The 20,949-nt window shown below is 40.4% G+C and carries 14 protein-coding genes and 1 pseudogene; 9 read left to right on the plus strand and 6 right to left on the minus strand.

The window, feature by feature from the left end:
* Window positions 1–28 precede the first annotated feature (28 nt).
* Complete coding sequence (locus A0128_RS00640) at window positions 29–1,648, plus strand: LIC10124 family lipoprotein (protein WP_069609016.1); 1,620 nt, start codon at window positions 29–31, stop codon at window positions 1,646–1,648.
* Window positions 1,645–5,238 carry a tetratricopeptide repeat protein gene (locus A0128_RS00645; RefSeq protein ID WP_069605764.1) on the plus strand — a complete coding sequence of 1,198 codons (3,594 nt, stop codon included), beginning with the start codon at window positions 1,645–1,647 and terminating at the stop codon, window positions 5,236–5,238. The genes A0128_RS00640 and A0128_RS00645 overlap by 4 nt, the downstream gene beginning before the upstream one ends.
* A 15-nt stretch (window positions 5,239–5,253) precedes the next feature.
* Here the strand turns inward: A0128_RS00645 and trmB are convergent, their stop codons facing one another.
* A complete protein-coding gene (gene trmB / locus A0128_RS00650; RefSeq protein ID WP_069605765.1) occupies window positions 5,254–5,907 on the minus strand; it encodes a tRNA (guanine(46)-N(7))-methyltransferase TrmB in 654 nt (217 codons plus the stop codon).
* 49 nt (window positions 5,908–5,956) lie between these two features.
* Here trmB and A0128_RS00655 point away from each other — a divergent pair, with 49 nt between their 5' ends.
* The 3 genes from A0128_RS00655 to A0128_RS00665 all read left to right on the plus strand — a co-directional run bounded on the left by A0128_RS00655 (window position 5,957) and on the right by A0128_RS00665 (window position 8,173).
* Complete coding sequence (locus tag A0128_RS00655) at window positions 5,957–6,895, plus strand: MBL fold metallo-hydrolase (RefSeq protein ID WP_069605766.1); 939 nt, start codon at window positions 5,957–5,959, stop codon at window positions 6,893–6,895.
* Between the two features lie 129 nt (window positions 6,896–7,024).
* Entirely contained in the window at window positions 7,025–7,375 is a 351-nt protein-coding gene (locus tag A0128_RS00660) for a PilZ domain-containing protein (protein ID WP_069605767.1), read from the plus strand.
* 120 nt (window positions 7,376–7,495) lie between these two features.
* Entirely contained in the window at window positions 7,496–8,173 is a 678-nt protein-coding gene (locus tag A0128_RS00665) for a hypothetical protein (RefSeq protein ID WP_069605768.1), read from the plus strand.
* 8 nt (window positions 8,174–8,181) lie between these two features.
* Here A0128_RS00665 and yihA read toward each other — a convergent pair whose 3' ends face one another.
* The 3 genes and pseudogenes from yihA to A0128_RS00680 all read right to left on the minus strand — a co-directional run bounded on the left by yihA (window position 8,182) and on the right by A0128_RS00680 (window position 12,210).
* Window positions 8,182–8,853 carry a ribosome biogenesis GTP-binding protein YihA/YsxC gene (yihA, locus tag A0128_RS00670; RefSeq protein WP_069605769.1) on the minus strand — a complete coding sequence of 224 codons (672 nt, stop codon included), beginning with the start codon at window positions 8,851–8,853 and terminating at the stop codon, window positions 8,182–8,184.
* Window positions 8,850–10,150 (minus strand): annotated as a pseudogene (tilS, locus tag A0128_RS00675) (tRNA lysidine(34) synthetase TilS). The gene yihA and the pseudogene tilS overlap by 4 nt, the downstream one beginning before the upstream one ends.
* Before the next feature lie 20 nt (window positions 10,151–10,170).
* On the minus strand, window positions 10,171–12,210 hold the full coding sequence (locus A0128_RS00680; protein ID WP_069605770.1) for a GAF domain-containing SpoIIE family protein phosphatase: 2,040 nt from the start codon (window positions 12,208–12,210) through the stop codon (window positions 10,171–10,173).
* 194 nt (window positions 12,211–12,404) lie between these two features.
* Between A0128_RS00680 and A0128_RS00685 the strand changes: the two genes are divergently transcribed.
* Both A0128_RS00685 and A0128_RS00695 read left to right on the plus strand, forming a co-directional pair.
* A complete protein-coding gene (locus tag A0128_RS00685) occupies window positions 12,405–14,447 on the plus strand; it encodes a sigma-54-dependent Fis family transcriptional regulator (RefSeq protein ID WP_069605771.1) in 2,043 nt (680 codons plus the stop codon).
* Window positions 14,448–14,957: 510 nt separating this feature from the next.
* On the plus strand, window positions 14,958–16,181 hold the full coding sequence (locus tag A0128_RS00695) for a DUF3095 domain-containing protein (RefSeq protein WP_069605773.1): 1,224 nt from the start codon (window positions 14,958–14,960) through the stop codon (window positions 16,179–16,181).
* Here A0128_RS00695 and A0128_RS00700 read toward each other — a convergent pair.
* Entirely contained in the window at window positions 16,170–16,568 is a 399-nt protein-coding gene (locus A0128_RS00700; protein ID WP_069605774.1) for an SET domain-containing protein, read from the minus strand. The genes A0128_RS00695 and A0128_RS00700 overlap by 12 nt on opposite strands.
* 53 nt (window positions 16,569–16,621) lie before the next feature.
* Window positions 16,622–18,454, minus strand: a complete 1,833-nt coding sequence (locus tag A0128_RS00705) for an ABC transporter ATP-binding protein (RefSeq protein WP_069605775.1) — start codon at window positions 18,452–18,454, stop codon at window positions 16,622–16,624.
* A gap of 183 nt (window positions 18,455–18,637) precedes the next feature.
* Here A0128_RS00705 and A0128_RS00710 point away from each other — a divergent pair, with 183 nt between their 5' ends.
* Together A0128_RS00710 and A0128_RS00715 are read left to right on the plus strand one after the other, a co-directional pair.
* Window positions 18,638–19,252, plus strand: a complete 615-nt coding sequence (locus A0128_RS00710; RefSeq protein ID WP_069605776.1) for an ACT domain-containing protein — start codon at window positions 18,638–18,640, stop codon at window positions 19,250–19,252.
* A gap of 161 nt (window positions 19,253–19,413) precedes the next feature.
* Window positions 19,414–20,883: an HD-GYP domain-containing protein gene (locus A0128_RS00715; RefSeq protein ID WP_069605777.1), complete on the plus strand. Its 1,470-nt coding sequence runs from the start codon at window positions 19,414–19,416 to the stop codon at window positions 20,881–20,883.
* The last annotated feature ends 66 nt before the right edge of the window (window positions 20,884–20,949 follow it).

Consider the following 20,949-nt stretch of genomic DNA (forward strand, 5'->3'; position numbering starts at 1 on the left):
CAACTTGGTGGAAAATAATTTAATTATTATGAAATTTATTTTTAAACCTTTCAGAGTCCTCGTACTCTCTTATTCTTTTTTACTGATTCTTATCGATTGTTCCTCGGTTCAAAAAATTGAAAATTTTAATTCGGTTTTGCAAGAGCCGACTTACAAAGCTCTTAAAGAGGAAGAGATCATTCTTGGAAACAGTTCCGAAAGTGATTATAAAATTCGGAAAGCGGGAAATTCCACTCCGCTCTTTGCGTTTGCTCCTATCAATGTTCCAAAAGATATGGATCCAAAATTATCGGCTTTTTTATCCGATGAAGTTCGATTGATCTGGGCCAAAGTAAAAGGAAAACAAGTCCGTATCTCCGAAGGCATTTGGAAAAACCCCGCTCCATTGGCCGAGGAATTTAAAAAACAAAAGATAGACGCCGTCGTTCGAACCGATATCCGCGAGTCCGGAGGAAAGTGGATCGTAAGTCAGAAAATCATTGATCCGGTAAAAGAAATCACGTACGGAAATGTTAGCGGTTCTTTTCAGCCGCCTCTGGCGTTAACCGACACACCGACTAATCAAGTATTCTACTTAAAACACGGATCGGGAGTTCTTGCTTTGGATCCGAAGTCTTCTCTTGTTCCGATCTGGGAAAAATCCCTGAGTTCGGGCGAGATTGATTCTATCTTAAAAAAATCAATTCAAGGTTATTTATCTTTTAGCGCCTCGTCCGCAGATACGGAAGTGTTATTCCAAGGAGAAAAGATCGGAGTTGCTTCGTTTCGAAATTTTCCTATTCCGGAAGGATTGCAACAGATTCAAATCACTCGACCTGGTCAAAAAGATATTAACAAGTCGATTCAAATCCGTTCGGGACAAACCGTTAGCATTTATCAAGAATGGAAAGAAGATCGAACCTTGGGCGGTCTTCGCATCTTGAGTTTTCCGGATGCTCTGCAGGTTGCACTCGACGGCTTCCGTACGGGAGAAACACCTTTTTATCGAAGCAATTTGAGTCCTGGAGCTCTTCAATTAGAATTGGTGCGAGATACGGAAAGCGGACCACTTGTCTATTACGAAGGTCAATTGATCGTAGATGCGGATAAGATAACCGAAATTGCACTTCCTTATAAAACCGGAAATTTAGTTTCCGAGCCTGAATTTTGGAAATTATCGGGCGAAAAAGGATTTCAAGCCATTTCGGGAAATACATTAGATTTTCAGAATGTTTCAAGTCTGCCTTCCGGTTGGTTCGGAGTTTTTTCGGCGCCATTCGTTCCGGAAAGTCTTGAAATTCGCGGAATCATTCCGGTCTCTGCAGAAGCGGATTCAGGGATCGCGGCGATATCTTTTCATACCGCGAAAAAGACCATTAGCTTAGAATATGAAAAGGAAAGACTCAGTCTTTATTCTTTTCCTTCCACCGGCGCGAATATTGGAACATACAAATTCATTAAGGAAGAGAAAGAAGAGGGCCGCCCGTTTCGAATCGTAACCGATACGAAAGAAGGGAAAATCCGTCTTTATCTAGGTTATTCCAAAATTTTGGAAGATACGATAGAATCTTCCGGAGTCTGGAGAATTTCGATTCTCACACGAGGCGAAAAATTTTCGAAACGTTCTCCGTTAAAAAATCTTCAGATAGAATACAAAGGATATAAATGAAAGGTTTTAATTTCATGAAAAGTAATCTTATATCGATCCTCCTTCTCATATTGATTGGCGGACAATTTTTTATAAATTGTTCCAGTAAAGATTTTAGAAAATCACAAACACAAGACGGCGTTTTGGAAAAGGACGCTGCGACTCGTGAGAAGTTGAAAAAAGTTTCTAAAATTCTAAACGATGGAAATTCGTTTTTCCAAAAAGGAAATTTTGAAAAGTCTTTAGAGAAAGCCAATCTTGCGATCAACACGTATCCGACCGCACCCGGTTATTATTTGGCGGGAATTTCAGAATATAAAATCGGCAAAAATCAAGAAGCCCTTCTTTCTCTTAAAAAAGGAACGGAAGTGGATCCTGAAAACGAGCAAATTCTACTTACGTTAGGTATCATTTATACCGCGGAAGGAAAAAATGAAAACGCGATCGAAGTTTATGGAAAATTAGAATCCCTTCCGGTAAAAGATAAATACAATTACTCTTTTAAAAAGGCAGTTCTTCTAAAAAATCAAAACAAATTCGAAGAAGCCTATTCAACGCTGAAGAAAATTCCCGTGAAAGAATTTGCGTTTCCCGCTCAGTTGAATATGCAGCTCGGCGACGCGGCCGTTCAGCTAAAAAAATACGAAGAGGCGGAAGCTTACTTTGAAGAAGCAAGAAAAAATGATCCGGAATTACTCTCCGCAAAAAAATCGGCTTCCGTAACTCGTGTTGCCTCCGCTTTAGAAAGTGGAAATCAAGCGATGCGCCGAAAAAACTATAAGGAAGCCGCTGGCCATTTTCAAACCGCGGTTCAGAATGATCCAAAGAATCCGACTCCTTATATCTTTCTTGGAAATTCAAAAATTTTAGTCGGTGAATACGAAGCGGCTCTTAAAGCATTTGAAACTTCTCTTTCTCTAAGGCCGGATTATCCGGAAGCAATTTCCGGAATCGCAGCCGTTCATTATAAAACCGGAAACTTTCGTAAATCGGTTACCGTTTTAGAAAAAGCAACCGCACTCTTCCCCAACAATGCGATCTTCCAAAACCAGATGGGTTTGAATATGAAAGGTTTGGGAGAACCTGCTAAGGCGCTCGTATATTTTACAAGAGCGCAAGAACTCGATCCGACTTTTGCCGAGCCCGTGACAAATTTGGTTTTCTTATTGATTGCCGAAAATCGATATAAGGCCGCGAGAAAAGAAGCGGATTCTTTAAAATCGGAAGCCGAAAAAAAACAGATCATCGCATTTATCGACGTTTCAGAACAAATTTATGAAGGCGATAGACATCTCAGAAAAGGCGACACAAAAGGAGCGAAGGTTTTTTATGAAAAAGCCAAGAAAGCTTCTTCCGAAGAACCTTCCGTTTACAACGCCTTTGGCAGATTGTATTTTATCTCGGGAGATCCAAAGATCTCCGAAGAAAATTTTAAAAAAGCCCTCGCCATAGATAAACAAAACATTCCCGCTCTTCAAGGTCTGATCAGGCTTTATTCTTCTCAAAAGAATCAAACTCTTATAAACCAATATACGAAGGAGCTGGAGAATCTTACGGGCAACGATCCTTCCGCAGCGATAGTATTAGGAAGAACCTACGAAGATAAAAAAGAATACGATAAAGCGGAGTCGGTTTATAAAAATCTTCAGAAAAAATTTCCGAACAACGAAGCCGTGAACTTTCGTCTGGCGATGTTGTATTATAAAATCGCTCTGGAAGAAAACGAAAAAAGCAACCATGATTCTGCGCTGAATTGGATCGGAAAAGCCGAGAAACTCTCCAAAGACATTCCGGAAATTGCTGAAACTCGCAAAACAATTCAAGAGAATCAAAAGTTTGCCACCGTAATTCCGACCATTCAAAAGGCCAACAAACTCTTCGATACCGCACATTACGAAAAGGCGATTCCACTTTATCAGGAAGCTTTTCAGAAAACAGGAAAGCTTACTCTTTATGTTAAGATTGCTGAATGTTATCTTGCTCTTGGAAATGAAGAAAAAGGAATTTCCATGTTGGAAAATCCTCCTCAGGGAACCAGAAACCTTCAGAGCCGGGAAGCGATCTATGCATTCTTATTGAGAAAGGGCGAGGTCGATAAGGCTGAAGAAGGATTTAAAGAAATTCTCGCGAAAAAACCGGATTCTTATTATAGCCACTATCAGATGGGAATCATTCACCTTCAGAAGAAAAAATACGAGGCTTCGATTGATTCTTTTGATCGATCGATTTTACTCAATACGGATTTTGTAGCGGCTAGAATCGGAAAAGGAATTTCAACCTATCATTCCGGAAATAAAAAACTCGCGAAGGAAGAGTTTGAAGCGGCGATGCAACAGGATTCCGATAACGAGCTCGCTCCTTACAATATCGGGATTATTCTTTTTAACGATAATCTTTATAACGAAGCGGTGACGATCTTTAAGGATATCATTCAAAAGAATCCAGACTTTCCGGACGCTCACTATGAACTCTCTTATATCTACTATAAACGCGGTGATTTTGATCTGGCCGAAAAGGAAATTCGCAGGGCCTTGGAATTGGAAAGAAGCGCTAGAAATATTTTTGCTTTGATCCGGATTCTCTCCGAGCAAAAAACGAAAGCCGCAATTCCGGCGATAAAAAAAGAAATTTTGGATTTAGGCCGTGAAATTGCCGAAAAATTCCCGACTTCACCTTACGCAAGTCAGGCGGAAAGATTGGTCATCGCAGACGACGATAATCCTGTGATCTTACAATCCTATCAGAGCCGAGGAAAGATGGTCGGAGTTCCGATTCTTATCAACAACTCCGTGATTCTGAATTACGGAACGAGTGTCGAATCTCTGGATAAGGATCGGGGAATTCGTAACTGGAGAATTCAAACATCGACTCCTTTGAAGTTTATCTTCGCCGATAAACGATTGGTCGGAATTTCCGAAAAGAAAATAGAAGTTTTAGATCTCAAAACGGGAATCACATTAAGAGAAGCTAAACTTCCTTCCGGAGAAGCGAGAAAGGCCGCTATTTCCGGTGAAAATATTTTGGTCGAAATCGTTTCCGGAAAAAATTCTAAGATTTATAGCTACTCGGATCAACTGGAGCAAACCGGTTCCGTTGCCTTTGAAGGTTCTTTTTGGTCGGGAATCAAATCGGGAACGTTATTTATCGTTGGCAATAAAAATGGAATCGAAGCGCAGGTTTATGATTCTTCATTAAAAGATTTGAATGCGAAGAAGATTCAACAAAAAGGAACCGGGGATCTCAGATATCTCGGAGCTTATGAAACCGGTATTTTCTTTCTCTCGGGAAAGAAGATCGTTTCGATCGACGACAATAAGGCCGCTTCCATCGATCTTCCCGCGGATTCCTCTTCCCTCTTTGTGGTTCGCTCGCCGTATCTCTGGTTTCATTCGGGAAAAACGATTTATAGAATCGAGTCGGGTTCTTTGAAGTCCGTTTCGTTTAACGTAGAAGCTTCCGATATCGAGGGAATTCTTCCCGGCAAAAAGGACGACAGTATCGTTCTTTTTAAATCGGGAAAGGCGATTCGTTACGGTTTGGATGGAAAGCCGCTTTGGACTTATCCTCTAAAAGACGAAGAAGGAAAAATTTATTCCTTAGTCTATCGCTGATAATCGAGAAAATTTTTATTTCTTAATAAGAATCTGATCGATGTAGTAAATTCTTCTGCCTTCTTCCCGTTTCTTTCTTTCAAAGTGAGAAACGGGAATTTCCGATCTTTCTAATCTGAGTTCGAATTGTTCCGGTCGAAACGCGCTCGAATCGCGAAAGAGACGAATTGCTTTTCTTGCATAAGGTCCATAGTCGGTGGCGAAAGAAAATTTTCCTTCTTCGGGAAGAAGCGCTTCTAAAGAATGAAGAAACTTTTCGTTCATCGTTCTCTTTTTGTGATGTCTTCTTTTAGGCCAAGGATCCGGAAAATTAAGTAGGATTTCAGAAAAGACATTCTCTTCAAATACGTCTTCTAAGAACCAATTGAAGTTAACGCAGAGAATTTTTACGTTTTCAAGGCGATTTCTTTCAATGGCGCGTATCGTGTGCCGAATTCGGTCAAATTTTTTCTCCATAAGAACGAAGCCGGTCTTCGGTCTTTCCAAGGCCATCGCAATTGCAACTTCTCCCCAGCCGGAGCCGAGCTCTAAAAAATATGTCTCGAATTCTTTTGGGAATAAATTTTCTTTTTTCAGTTTCCTTACAGGGCTAGCTTGTAAAAAATATTCAGAAGCGAATGGAATCCCTCCTGCAATTGACCAAAGTTTTTGTTCGAGATCTTGGAGCATGGGTTATCGTCAGAGAATTTTACACATTTCGTTTGTCTAATCTAATACAGTGAAAGTAAAACTATACGGAGTAAGGGGTTCCCTTCCTACCCCATTGAGCGAATCCGAATACCGGGAAAAAATTCTCAAAATTCTGAAAGCGGCTCATACGGAGATCAAACTGAAGAACGGAAGTTTTTCGGAAGAGGAATTCTTAAATTCTTTAGATCCTTCACTTTCAAGAACGGTTGGTGGAAACACAACTTGCGTATATATCCAAGCTCAATCCGGAGACCGTTACGTCATCGACTGCGGTTCCGGCATTCGTCAGTTGGGAAATGATCTTCTTTCCGAAGGTCTTAAACCGGGTGATAAGATTCATATTTTGATCACACATACTCACTGGGATCATATTCAGGGATGGCCGTTTTTTAAACCCGCTTACTTCCCCAATATAGAAATTCACTTTTATTCTACCATACCAAATCTCGAAGAAAGGTTTGAAAGACAGCAAAACGAGGAAAATTTTCCTCTTCCGCTTTCGGGAATGATGTCCAAGAAGGTCTTTCATCTTTTAGAAAAAAATGAAGGTCGAGAAATCGGATCCGTAAAGATTACTCCGTTTCTTCTAAGGCATCCTGGGAATTGCACCGGTTTTCGTTTTGAGGAACAGGGAAAAAGTTTTCTGTTTTGCACCGATGTAGAAGTTCAGGAGCCGGATTTAGACGAATTCCAAGATTTGAGAAAGTCTTTTGGAAAGACGGATATGTTGATCATCGACGCTCAATATAGTACGGAAGAAGCGGAGAAGAAGGTCGGCTGGGGACATACTTCGGGAAAAGTTGCCGTTCGTTGCGGAGAAATTTTAGAAGTTGATCGATTGGTCTTAACGCACCATGAACCGGATCACAAAGATGATGAAATTCTGAAAATCTTTCAAAAAGAATCCGGTGTTTCCGCAAAAATGAACGTTCTCTTGGGTCGTGAAAACGATTCTTTTTTTCTCTAAGCTTTTTTATTTTTTTTAATAACACTTTCGACGTAGAAACTTTTTGAAAAAGAGTTTTCCGATCTTATTCTTAGCGAATTCTAAAAATTTTCTTTTCATTCAGTCAAATTGAGTTATTCTGAATGCGCTATGCAAACAGAGATGGGACAACAAACAAAAACTGCTAGCGATCCTCTATCCGATAAGCGTTTCTACAAACGCTTTCGTAAGAACAACCTAGTGAAGATGATTCTTGGTAAAAACGAGGTTCTTGGAAATTTAGAAGATATCAGTATGATCGGGGCTTCGATTAGCTCAAGAGAAGAAATACTTCTTGGTCAACGGATTCGATTTATGTCTCCTATACTTTCAGTTGAAATTGAAGCGGATATCATTCGCAGAGATTTGGTTCAGGAAACTTATAAATACGGTCTGGTATTTCACGATCTTTCCGATGCGGCCATAGTTGAAATTTTAAATAAGATTGCTTCCGTTGATTGAGAAGCCTTTTCGTTTTAGATTTCATAATCTTTTATCAAAGAATTGGATCGGTTTAAAATTTAGAAATATTTTATGACAAGCCCTTAACTTGGGTTTGTTGCGGCCGACACTAGTAATAGAATGAGAATCGGTGGCGAACATAGAATGCAACTCGGAATTCCCCGAGACGAATCCTTGCATTATATCGGTCATGGGCAATTGGAGAGTTCTCCTGCGTCCACGTCGGTTCTTCACGTTATCTCGCACGAATTGGGCCACGTCGCCGAATTTCGTTCGGAAGCCATGAGAGATCGGGCCGATATTCGTTCTCTGAACATGAAAATTCACTACGAATTTCGAAACGGCAAATTGGTGGCCGTTTCCGGAGAAACCGAGGCTGTAACGGTAAAAAAATCCGAAGAAAAACCGAACAAAGACGAACTCGCGGAATCACAAACTCCGAAAGAAAAAGAAGCGGTCGAAAGGGAAAAAAAATCCGAGATTTCAAAATCCGAATTAGAGGATAAGGAAAAACAAATTCTTTCGGAGATTCGTAAAGTAGAATCGGAACTGAAAGCCTTTGAATCGGAAAAGGATTCTGAAAAAGAAAACGGAATCTCTGGGACTCGGAAAGTTGAGTTGGAAGAAAGAAAGAGAAAACTTGAAATGTCTCTCAATCAGGAAAAGCTAAGGGCAACTTTAGAAGATACTCTGGATACTTTTAGCGAGTTGATGGATAAACAAACTCGGATGAGTTTGAGACTTTTAAACGCAAATACTTCCGATAAACTCGGCAAGCTTATAGATACGAAGGCCTGAACTCTTCTTTAAGAAATTTCTTCTATCCGTTGTTCGATGTAAGTCGTCTCCATCGGAGTTCCGACCATTCCAATCAAAGAATCCACAATCTTTCTCAGTTCGAGAAGGCCTTTTCCGGATTTATTAGAAACAAGAACCGTTTCCAACATCGGATATAACTCGTGAATATTTTTCATTTTCTTTCTCAACTTGGAAAGATCGCTCTGATTGAGTTTATCAATTTTTGTTCGAATCAAAACAGGTTTAATATTTCTTTCAAAACAGGTTCCAATCAATTCTAATTCCTCTTCCGGAAGATCTCTCTGCGCGTCACAAACCAAAAACAAGGATTTCAAATCCTTTGCATGATTCAGATAGTCCATAAGAAGATCCATCATCGCTTCGTGATCTCTGTGTGAATTGGCCGAGTAACCAAAACCTGGTAGATCCACCAAATAGATGGAACGGTTCACAAAGAAAAAGTTGAGAAGTTTTGTTTTACCGGGAGTGGATGAAACTTTCGCTAATGATTTTCTTTCAAGAATTGCGTTGAGAAGAGAGGACTTACCGGCGTTAGAACGACCGGCAAACGCGATCTGTGGAACCCCTTTACAAGGGATCTTACTTGCTTCGCCATAAGACGAGTTGAACTCCACGTCTTTGAAAAATGGCTCATCCTTTTTTTGAGGATCCTCGTTCATCTTCCGGGCTCCTGAAAGTCAGGTAATATTTCTATTTCTCTGTCGGATACGATATCGCTAATCTTAGGATCCCATAAGCTCAGACAGATCACATCAACTTTCCCTTCCCCATAAAGAATGGGTAGCATTTTTCTGACCGGAACCGGAATCTCTTTCTGCCTAAAGATCTCGGAAATTTCCACACTCACTCCATTTTTTCGAATTTTTGCGCCCGCGGGACAAAAATCAGGAATAAATCCGGGAGGAATCTTTTTCTGATTTCCATTCCATCTTAAGATCATTTCCCTCGGTTCGAATCGAAACTCTTTCAGAGCGAGAGAATTTTTTGGAATCAAGTAGAGATCCGAACTCGTCGATTTCCAAAACCAGGCTTCTTTGTTTTCGAGACCGAAAGAATTCTCGCGCTGAAGACAATCCGTAAGGTCTTCGAAAAAATTCCGACTCAAAGGATGTAAATGCAGAGAACGCAAATAACGATCTAAGAAGAATTTTCGTTCTCTCTGAGACAAGTCGTTTAACAACCAGACGTCGATTTTTATAAAGGAAGGAAATTTTTTCGGAATTAGTTCTTGTGAGAGAATTTTTACGATCGGTTTTTCCATCCGATGAAAGTTTTTATAAATTCTATCCGGATCAGCTCCTTCATGCATCAATAATGGAACGATATGATTTCGAATTCTATTTCTTAGATATTCGTCGCTTTGATTGGACTCGTCCTCGAAAACGGGCCAAAACTCGGATTGTAAAATCGTCTGAATTTCATTCTTCGTAAAAGCAAAAAGAGGTCGAAATCGATTTTTTTCATACCAACCTAACGTTCTAAGAGAATTCCATCCTCCGCCACGGATTAAATTCAGCAGAAGAGTTTCTAAATAATCGTTAGAATGATGACCGGTAACGATATAACCTTCGTATTGATTGGATATTTTTTCAAGATCCTTATAACGAAACGCTCTTCCCGTTTCTTCGATTGTTTTACCTAACTTGCGCGACAATACCGGAACGTTTTTTTTTTAAACATTCTTGGAAATGGAAATGTGCTTTCAGCATAATCAAGAATTTTCTTTTCCTGATCCAAGTTGAATCGAACCGAATGATCCAGATGATAGATACAAGGAGCCGGAATTTTTTTTTCGACCCAAAGCCAAAAGTAAAAATGAAGCAGGATGGAAGAATCTTTTCCGCCGGAATAGGCGATTACGGCGGGTCGAGACAAAATCATTTCCTGAAAAGGTTGAATTCTTTCCCAAGCAGATTCGAAAATCTTTCCGGTTGTTTCTGAGATCTTATCTCTCATAGGTGATTGCAAATGCAGTTCTATCGGATCCTTCGGATTGCGGCAAGAGTAATATCGTCCATCTGTTCTTGGTTGCCCGTAAATTTGCGTATTTCAGAAACGATTCCGTCTAACATCGCTTGCAATGCTTCTCCTTGAAATTGGAGAATCGATTTTTTGAATCGTTCGGATTCGAATTGAATTCCATCCTGATTCGAAGCTTCTAAAACGCCGTCAGTGCACATGATCAATAGATCTCCTGCCAACATTCTAAATTGATTTAAGTTTTCAAATTTGGAAATATCAGGATCGATTCCTAAGATGATTCCTCCTGTCGGAATTTCTTCGATTTCTTGTGTCGCGTTTCGCAGGAGATAAAGAGTTCCCTGGCCCGCTCCGCTAAAAAGAAATTCATTACGATTCATCTCCCACTTTATGACAGTCATCGACATAAAACGAGGGGAAGGTGAATCGTTATAGTTTTGAAAGATGTAGGTGTTTACGGTATTAACGATATCCCAAGAACTTACCTTCTTACGAACCAAAGAATGAATGATTGTTCTTACGGTCGCCATCACAATTCCGGCGGGGACACCTTTGCCGCTTACGTCTCCGATACAAATGACAGTCTCCGTGTTGAAAGGGTCCGTGATAAAGTCATAATAATCGCCGCCCACACCCCTTGCAGGCACCATCGTGCCCGCAAATTCATATCCGCTGTGTTCCGGCATTTTTCGAGGAAGTAGTGATTTTTGAAGTTCCTTGGCGATCTCGATCTCTTTATCGAGTCTTTCCTTTTGAGCCCTTTGATCGAAGAGATGATAATTCTGGATCGAAATTCCGGCCTGAATTGAAAATGCATTCAAAACTTCTAATTCTTCCGCGTTAAAATGACGGTCCTTTCGTTTTCCAAGAATGATTACTATATCGGATTTGTCCGTATGAACAACGGGAAGGATTGCGAGATTCAATCCCCACATTCCGAATTTTTCCAACTCGGGAAAATCGGAAGAGAACGCGAGTTTGGATTCAGTAAGTTCGAAAATTTCCTTTAGAAAAAATTCATACCGTTTGATCGGGATGGACATTTCACCCGGGATCGGTTCGAGTCCTTTGCGAGAAATTTTTCTTTCCTTATCTCCGATCATGTCCGCTTCTTCATCGGTTGTCTGAATTCTTATTTTAAAAGTGGATTGTCGAGCCATATCGACATCCATTCTAATTTCAGGACTTGTAATGTTTCCGGTAAGAAAATGACCGAAGAGCGTGTGATTGTCTTTGTTCCATTCAAATAGAGAATACAAATCGTTCTCGGAAAATTCTGTCAATGAAAGGAGAATCACTCGAAAGATTTCGACTTTATATTTGAATCCTAAGGAGGAAAGTCGGAGCGCCGCGGAATGAAGGGATCTAAAATTTCTAGACTGAGTTTGAGACACTTCGAATAGAATGCGATTTTTGAGAGTCACCGCAAACTGTGCTGCGAGGAGTTCCAAAAAGTATTTTTCGTTTTCGGCTTTCTCCGGATCGTCTCGGTTGTAGTCGACGATTATGATTCCAAGAACTTCTCCGTTGAGATGAATTGGCACCGCCAGAGCGGCGACGGTTCGGTTGAGTCTTGCGTATTGTTTGAAGTGTTTGTGTTTTTGATCCGCGAATTTATAATAAATCGATTTGCAGTGTTCGATACATTCGGTGAGCGGTCCGTTATCTTCTCCCTTCTTAATTTCAAAATGTTGGGCTACTCTGGAAAGGGAGGACTTCTGATTTTTTACGGACATCACCGTCATCCGATCCAAACGAGGTTCGTAGATCATGACGCTCACGCCTGGAATTCCCAATTTGTAAAACGCGAGTGAAGTAAAACTTTCTAAGAGATGACTTAGGCTAGGGCTTGTGTTGAAGAGGGATAAAAACTCCAGGAGAATTTCATTACTAAAGTTTGTATCTGTCGGAGGTTGGAGACGTTGATTCTTTCTTTTTTCTAAAATCCATTCTCTACCGCATGATCGACAGAAAAAGCGTCCATTTCGGAATAAACCGTCCGGAGTCTTAAATTCTGAGCAAAATGCACAGGTCATAGACGTAAAATTATAAAAAATACGGTTTGTTATGATACAAATAATTTGCAAATAAACACAAAAAAGACGCTCTAAAATTAAGCGAAGTAAAAAAAATCGGTTGACCCCAAAAGCATCAAATCGCAAAAATTTTAAGCATGTCAGGATATGTGAAGCCAAGTCCCTTAAGATCTATACAAGAAGTTGCCACCGCGATGAATTCAACTTTGGATCCGGACAAACTTTTGGATTTGATTTTGGAGCGTTGTATCCAGATCTGCGAAGTTGGTTCCGGTTCTTTGATGCTCATCAATGAAAAAGAGAATCTCCTCGATATCGTTACCTTTCGGGGAATGAACCCTTCTATTAGGACAAAGGTAAAACTAAAAGTCGGGGAAGGGATTACTGGAATCGTCGCGGCTTCCGGCGAAGGTATGATCGTTAGCGATGTTACCGCAAATCCGCATTACATTTCTATAAAAGACGACATTATGTCCGAGCTCGCGGTTCCTATGATCGTGGAAGACGTGGTGATTGGAGTCATCTCTTTGGATTCCAGCCGCAAAGAAGCATTCAATGACGAACACCTTGAAATCATTTCTACTCTTGCAAATCAAGCCGCTCAGATTTTTAAAAATTTACAGATATTCCGCCAATTAGAACAGAAAAATAAGATTCAACAAGTGCTCATAGATATTTCCAGAACCGTTACTTCTACTTTGGTTCTTCAGGAAATTTTCGAAGATATCATGGATCGTCTGGAAAAATCCCTGAATCTAGAAAGAGGAAGTATTGTTCTCTTTGAACCTGAGAAGGCGATTCTCAGATTAGAGGCGGCTTCCGGTCTGACCGCGGAGGAAATGGAGAAGGGAGTCTATCTTCCGGGCGAAGGTGTGACCGGCAGAGTTTTTGAAACCGGAGAACCGATCATCGTAGAATCCATCGCAAACGACGAAAACTTTTTGAATCGAGTCGGGAACGCCGCGCATTTTAAAAATAATCCCGAGAACGTTAGTTTTCTCGCGGCTCCCATCAAATCGGATACGGATGTTTTAGGCGTAGTAAGCGTTTATTTTGTTCATAAAAAATACATAGACTTAAAAACTTATTTAGATTTTTTGCAAGTAGTTGCTTCCATCATCTATCAGGCGATTCGAATCCAAAAGTTGATCGATGAAGAAAAAAGAGAAATCTCCAGAGAAAACGTCCTCTTAAAAAGAGAATTAAAGAACAAATATAAGTTCGGTTCCTTGATTGGAAAATCGAAACCGATGGAAAAATTGTTCGAGATGATTCATCTCGTTTCCGATTCTCGAGCTTCCGTTTTGATTACGGGAGAATCCGGAACCGGTAAGGAAATGATCGCTTCTGCGATTCATTATAACTCTTCCCGTTCCGATAAACCTTTTATCAAAATCAACTGCGCAGCGATTCCTGAGAATTTGCTTGAGAGTGAACTTTTTGGTCACAAGAAAGGATCCTTTACCGGCGCCGTCGCTGATAAAAAAGGAAAGTTTGAGATGGCCGATACGGGAACGATCTTTCTGGATGAAATCGGTGAAATGGATTTGAATCTACAATCCAAACTTTTAAGAGTTCTCCAAGAAAAAGAAATCGAGGCCGTCGGTTCCGTAAAACCGAAGAAGATCGACGTAAGAATCATCGCTGCCACAAACGCGAATCTCGAAGAATTGATCTCTGAGAAAAAATTCAGACCGGATCTTTTTTACAGACTCAACGTCGTTAATATGGTCACTCCTCCACTAAGAGAAAGAGCGGACGACATTCCTCTGTTGATCAATCACTTCATCGCAAAATACGCGGAAGAGAATGGAAAGAAAATCAACGGTGTAACAAGAGAAGCTCATAAACTTTTAATGAATTATAGCTGGCCTGGAAACGTTCGCGAACTCGAAAACGTGATCGAACGTGCGGTAGTTCTTTCTCAATTAGAAATGCTTGATATCCAAGATTTTTCCGAAATCAACGGAAGACTTCTCTATGGCGATGAAGAATTCGATCCGGAAGTGGGTGATTCCGAGGCATCCGTTGAAATCGCGAATTCTCGATTCTCTTCTTCTCATTTGGACGCCCTGGATGGAAGAGCGATTGAAGTCGTGGTCGGAGAAGTGGAAGCTCGTTTGATCAAATACGCGATGAAAAAGTTTAAATACACAAAAACGAGAGTCGCGAAATTCTTAGGAATCAACCGAAACACCCTCGATAAGAAAATTAAGGATCTTAAGATCGACTATTGATCGTAGTTCCGTCATTTCAAAACACATCGATTCTGAGACGATTTTTCTCTCTCTCATTCTTCCTTCAAAACAAACCAGATTCCACTCGGACTTGGTTTGTTTTGAAGTTTCAATTTGAATCAAAATAGCATTTCAATTCTCGTGTTTTTTAAGAATCGTATTCTATTCTTAAAATTGATTCTTTTGCCGAGATTGTATTCCAAACGGACTTTAAGTCCGATTTCAATCTTTTTTTCAGCGATCCTTTGCGGAACAAGGACAAGTTCCTTCTTTCCAAAGATAGAGTTCGATTTTAGAAAGGCCGCTTATGTCTTCATTCTAAAAGTAAGTCCCGTTTTGCTAAGGCAAAAAAATAAGTGTAATTTTTTCAAAAGCGTCTAAGAATAGGATCCTCTTTCGTTCGATACGATTGTGGTTGAGGTGTAAGTTCGAAATGTAAGAACGTTTCGTTCAAACTTACAAACGGATTCGATTCTAAAATTAAAAAAATATCAATTAGGTGAACGAGAAATGATCCAGACCGCGGATAAAAAACCAAGTGTAAATACTGAAAACTTCTATAAATATCTCCCGTTTCTTTCTTCTTTTACCGAAATCATCGAACCGTCCAATTACTACACTGTGCCCGACGATTGGAATCTGATCGTCACGGATGTTGTGAATTCTACCGATGCGATCCGCAACGGAAATTATAAAGACGTGAATATTGCCGGCGGTGTGACCGCGATGGCGGTTTCCAATTTGATGGGCGATATGGATTATCCGTTTTTATTCGGCGGAGACGGAATGACTCTTCTTTTGCCGGACAGCGTTCTTCCCGGAGTAAAAGATATTCTATTCTCCATTCGAGAATTGGTAAAAAATAATTTTGGATTAAAGCTGAGAGCGGGGATCGTAAACGTAGGAGATCTAAAAAGATCCGGGAAAGAATTAAAACTTTGTAAACTTAAAATTTCCGAATTCTATAACCAAGCCATTCTTACTGGGAGCGCACTGGACGCGGCGGAGAATCTTGTTAAGAAGGATGATTCTACAAATCCGTATATCATTCCACTGACTCATAAGGCAAAGATCAAACCGGATTTTACAGGTTTTACCTGTCGTTGGCAAGACATTCCAAGTCATCGGGGCGAGACGGTTTCTTTTATCATTAAATTGAATCCGATTCAAACTTCTTCCGATCCCGGTTTGTTGAAGTTGATCTTAGACCAGATCGGAATTCTTCTCGGAAACGATACGCAGATTCATCCGTTGACTGAAGACGGAATCAAGGTAGATCTATCCGGCAAATATTATAACAAAGAAGCGACGGTTCACACCGGAAGTAAAAAAGGATTCTTACACTTTCTCAGATTTCTCAAAATCAAAGTCGAAGGATTTGCAGTAAACCTCGCGGTTAAGACGCAATGGAAATTCGGTCCCAAGGTCAACGGTATGGAGTTACGAGAGTTGAGGAAATCCCAAATCATTGCGTCCGACTTTCGAAAATACGACGGAACCTTAAAGATGGTAGTCGCTTGTGATACGAAGTCGAGAGAAGCATTCATCGATTTTTTGCAAGGGCTTTACAAAGAAGGAAAGTTGTATTTCGGTTATCATATTTCAGACCGCGCCCTTATGACGTGCGCGTTGCATGAAGGATCCGTAAGAGAAGTGCATTTCGTGGATTCTGCGGACGGCGGTTATGCTCTCGCGGCAATTCAGCTCAAAGAGCAAATTCGTTTAGGAAGCTGATTCGAGTTTAATATTCCAATTTTCATCGAAGAGTTTATAGTTACAGGTAAGCTCTTCTCCCATCCGAATCAATCTCGTCGCACTGTCTTGGCCCATGGGATTGGTATGATCGCTCGTAAAATCTTCTTTGGTATTCGGGTCGTCGCTGTGGTTCATAAACTTGGAATTATCGGAGCAGTAGAACCATTTCCCATCCGTTTGATAAGAATACGTGCGGAACATTTCTTGAATCGCCGGTGGCAGAGAATTGAGTTCTTGATCGGTGAGAACCCAGACGGTTTTCGGATGATATTTCCAAACCAATTCACCTTTTTGAATGTCTCTTCCGGCGAAAAGACCAAAGCCTCCGATCGGAGAATCGGCTATGTATGTGGGCACTAAAAGCATTTGGAAAATCTAAAATAGGGGTGAAAAAAATTGCAAGTCGGAAACCGAATTCCTTAAAGAACCATCGCGTGTTGTTCCGGTTCTGGAACGGCGAATCTTTCGAGTTTTCCGTTTCTTATCTGAAAGACTTGATCCGCTTCTCGAATCGTGGATAGTCTGTGTGTGACTGAGATTACGGTTCTTCCTTCTCTCAATAAGGAAAGTGTTTTCATAATTCTTGCTTCGGTCACTGGATCCAAAGAAGAGGTCGCCTCGTCCAAAAGAAGAATCTGAGGATTTCTTAAAAAAGCGCGAGCGATCGCGATTCTTTGCCGTTCTCCGCCGGAGAGTTTTGTTCCTCGGTCTCCCGTGTTGGTTTCGTAACCCATCGGAAGCGAAAGAATCAGCTCGTGAATTTCAGCGCGTTTTGCGGCTTCAATTACCTCTTCTAAGGAAGCGCTCGGTTTTCCGATTCGGATATTTTCAAAGATCGTAGTATTGAAAAGAAACGTTTCTTGGAATACAACTCCGACCAGAGATCGAACCGAACTTCTGGAGACCGAATTCAAATCGATTCCGTCGAACAAAATTTTTCCTTCGTTCGGTTGAACCATTCCGAGAAGGAGTTTGATAAAAGTACTTTTACCCACTCCGGAACCGCCCACGATCGCCGTGTAACTTCCTTTTGGAATGCTGAGAGATATATCGCTCAGATTTTTAGATCTCCCTTTGTAACGGAAGTGAACGTTTTCAAAACGAATCTCTTGTTTCAATTCGGGAATAGAAGATTCTTCCAGATCCGATTCAAAGACAGGAGCACGCAATAATTCTAATATTCTTTTTGCTGATCCGCTTGCGTGGTTCAACGCGGGAAGATATTGAGAAAGATATAAAAGGGAATAACTCAAATTTAAGAATGGAGGTAGGAATGCGGCGAGAGTTCCGATGCTCAACGTATTGTTATAGGCGAACGCCGTCCCGGCCAACAAAAGAACTCCCTGAAGTATTAGAATTCCGGATCCTGCGGAACGTTCCAGATAAGAATTTGTAAGACCAAGCCTCAAAGAAACTTGAAAAAGTTTTTCGCAGTTATTCTTAAATCGGTTGAAGAAATAATCGCTTAAGTCGTAAGCGCGGATAAGATTCTGGGCTGAGATAGATTCTTCCACCATACTCAATACTTGAGCTTCTTCTAATTTTCGAGAATAACTGATCTCAGTGGATTTTCTAGAAAGAAAACCGGGTCCTAAAAAGCTGATCGGCCAGATCAACAAAGCGATGAGCGCCAATTTCCAATCCAAAAGAAAAAGAAGAATGGTTCCGAAAAACGCTTCGAGCAAAGGACCAAGACCCCAGGGTATAAAGGCGAGTAACGCGTGTTCCAAAGACGCAAGGTCGTTAAAAAATCGAGAAAGAATATCGCCTAATTTATTGTTTGAGAAAAAATCCAGACTCAATTGATCCAGATGTTCATACATCTGCAACCGAAGGTCTTGAATGATTCTGGAAGAAGCCCAGTTGTAGAGATAATCTCTCAGCGTTCCTAAGATCGCAAACGTGACGGTTCCCACAGCCAAGTAGGCGCCGATCCAGTAGAGAGCGTTTTGATTTCGATTGATGAGCGCTTCATCGATGAGATATTTAAAACTAAAAGGAATACTCGCGTAAAAACCTATCTCAAAACAAAGAAGCGCGATGATGATAAAGATTCTTCCCCTATACTTTTTAACAAAACGGAAAAGTCCGAAAATCAATAACCCGGGCGCACCCTCGTTTTCCGACGAAGGTTTTTCTTTTTTGGGATTCGGGGCTTTCCATTTTTTCGAAGATCCTTTTTCCTTATCAAGAGGCAAGGGGTCCGATTTTTGGATCAGCTGTTCCGGGTTGTATTCGAGAGGTCTTTTCATACCGTCTTTGGAAGATTCAGTCCTTTTATTTTCGGCAAATATCTTTCATTTCCACTCTACTTTGACTCTTTTTCCAGGAAAGGTCGAGGCAAGAATTTTTCACCTGCTAAGAGACAGAATACACCCGGAAAAGACTCGTTTTTTTAGAAACCGACTATTATGGTAGTAAGTAGGCCCAATGAGATGATTAACTTTCACTACAAAGAGGAAAACGGACTTTACACTGTGACCCTCAAAACGTCCGAAACGGCTCCCGGAACTCTTCATAAGATGGTGAAAGCAATGTTCTTTATGGGTTGGGAAATTGTTTCCGGCGATATTCAGACGATTGAAGAAAAGGGTCAGTCTTACAGTTATGATGTTTTTACTCTAAAGTCCGAAGAAACGGATTCTAAAATCAAAGCTTCCAAATTAGGAATTCTTATGTCCTCGGTATTTACCGAAGATTCCGCATTGGAAGAAATCATTCATCATTCGAGTGAAATCGATCTCAGAAATACATACCATCTTAGCAATGATTCTAAACTTGATTTTGAAGACATCGAAGACGGGACTCGAACAAAATTATATCTGGAAGCTCCCGATAGAAAAGGACTTCTTTATTTTGTTACCGGTGTTTTAAAAGAAAACGGAATTAACATTCATTCCGCAACGATTCGAACGGACCGAACCGGGAATCAAGCGCAGGATACGTTCGTTCTTTCGGATTCCAAAGGCGGAGCTTTTGCGGGTTCTTCGCTGGAAGAAAGACTCAGCAGGAATATTCTCGAAATCAGTTTGAATTCCTCTTGGAAGTAATTTGGAAAATAATTTTTTTCAGCTTTTAAGAAAAATATTCAGTGCAAAAGGTTCATTCCTACCGTTTCTTGGACTAAGAATGGGATTTCTCCACGAGAATTATTCCACGTTATGTATCGTTAACCACCTCTAATACGAATTTCAATTTCACGACGATTTTCATGGACGCACAAAAAGATTTACAGAAGTTCGATTTCACTGAAGAAATCATTCAACATTTTAAGATTAACAGCGTCATTCCTGTAGACTTTTACAACAGGAACGGTCAGATCCTCATTCACAAAAAAGAAAATGCAAACGGAGAAGATATAACCAAACTTCTCAAGTTTGAAAGTCAGGGGATTTATTTTCTCAAATCGGAATTTGAAAAAATTTCCGGAGGTAAACAAGCCACCGGCCCGAATAGCGTCAACGGCAGAGAAGTCAGTTTTTCTAAATTAGTTAATTCTGATCTTACCGTTGATCTTGCGAAGAATGCTTCCGGCTTTTTATCTGAACTGAAAAAGTTCCCTCTAAACGGAGGACAGGTAAGACAACTCAATAAATCCATCGACGGAATTTTGGATGACTTTAAATCCACTCCGGATATGGAAAACGGTCTCGTTAACATCATAGAAGTTATGAGCGCGGCCGGCGTGCCGATGGACTCTGAAATTTTAACAAAACGGACCGTGATTTCGATGGCGATGAAGGTGAGAGCCGGTAAGGCTTTTACTAAAGTCGATATGGAACAGAAAAAACTGGATCAAATGAATTTGATGATGTCTTCTTATTTAGCCGACGTCGGTTATACTCAGATGAAAATTCCGATTCAGAAAGATCTGAAAACGGAAGAATTTGAATATATTAAAAATCATCCAATCATCAGTTATCTCATGGTTGCAAATCTTCCCGACCTTGACGATAGTATTAAAACTTTGGTTCTCAATCATCACCGCCCTCACAAGGGCGAAGGGATGAATAACAATTATCCGCAACCGAAAATACTCGTACAAAAACTCAATCTTTATAAAGAAAAATACAAAGACGATCCGAAACGCACCGTGTTGGTGGCAGATATTCAAAAACAAATTCGGAATATTCTTACAAACAATCTTCCGATGGATGATATCGGTGTGATTTCAATCGCGGGTGAATTTGCGTCTTTAACCACAAGACAGGAATGGAGAGATGCATACGAACCTTTGGTTGCGATGAAGCTGATTTTGAATAATAGTTTTTTTGCATATAATGAGAAAACGCTGAGAGATTTTTACGATCATATCGGATTATCTCTTTGTAATAACCAACCTTTCATTCGAGAAGGGGATTTTGTAATCGTAGTAACTCAAGATTCCAATCAAAAGGTATTCTTTGAAGTCTGTATCATTCGGGAAATGTATCGAACTCTGATTCGTCCTATGCTGGAAAGAATCGGAACGATCCGCCCTAATTTCAGCAATATGGGAAAACTAAGAATTTCGGGATTTGATCTGAGTTCTTTCAAGTTGGATCGAAGAAAGGCAATTTTCAATTTGGAGAAGAATCAGGATCCAAGAAGAATCGTTTACGTTCTCGATCCGGAGCTGGACGGATATCTTTATGAAGAATTGGTCAAACAGACCGGAGAAATTCCGAAAGAAAGCGCATAAAGAATATTTCTGACGCTCTCTTTAAACAAAGGAGCGTTTTAACTGTTTCAAAATCTCTTTTCCTTT

The sequence above is a fragment of the Leptospira tipperaryensis genome (assembly GCF_001729245.1).
In the GTDB taxonomy this organism is placed as follows: domain Bacteria; phylum Spirochaetota; class Leptospiria; order Leptospirales; family Leptospiraceae; genus Leptospira; species Leptospira tipperaryensis.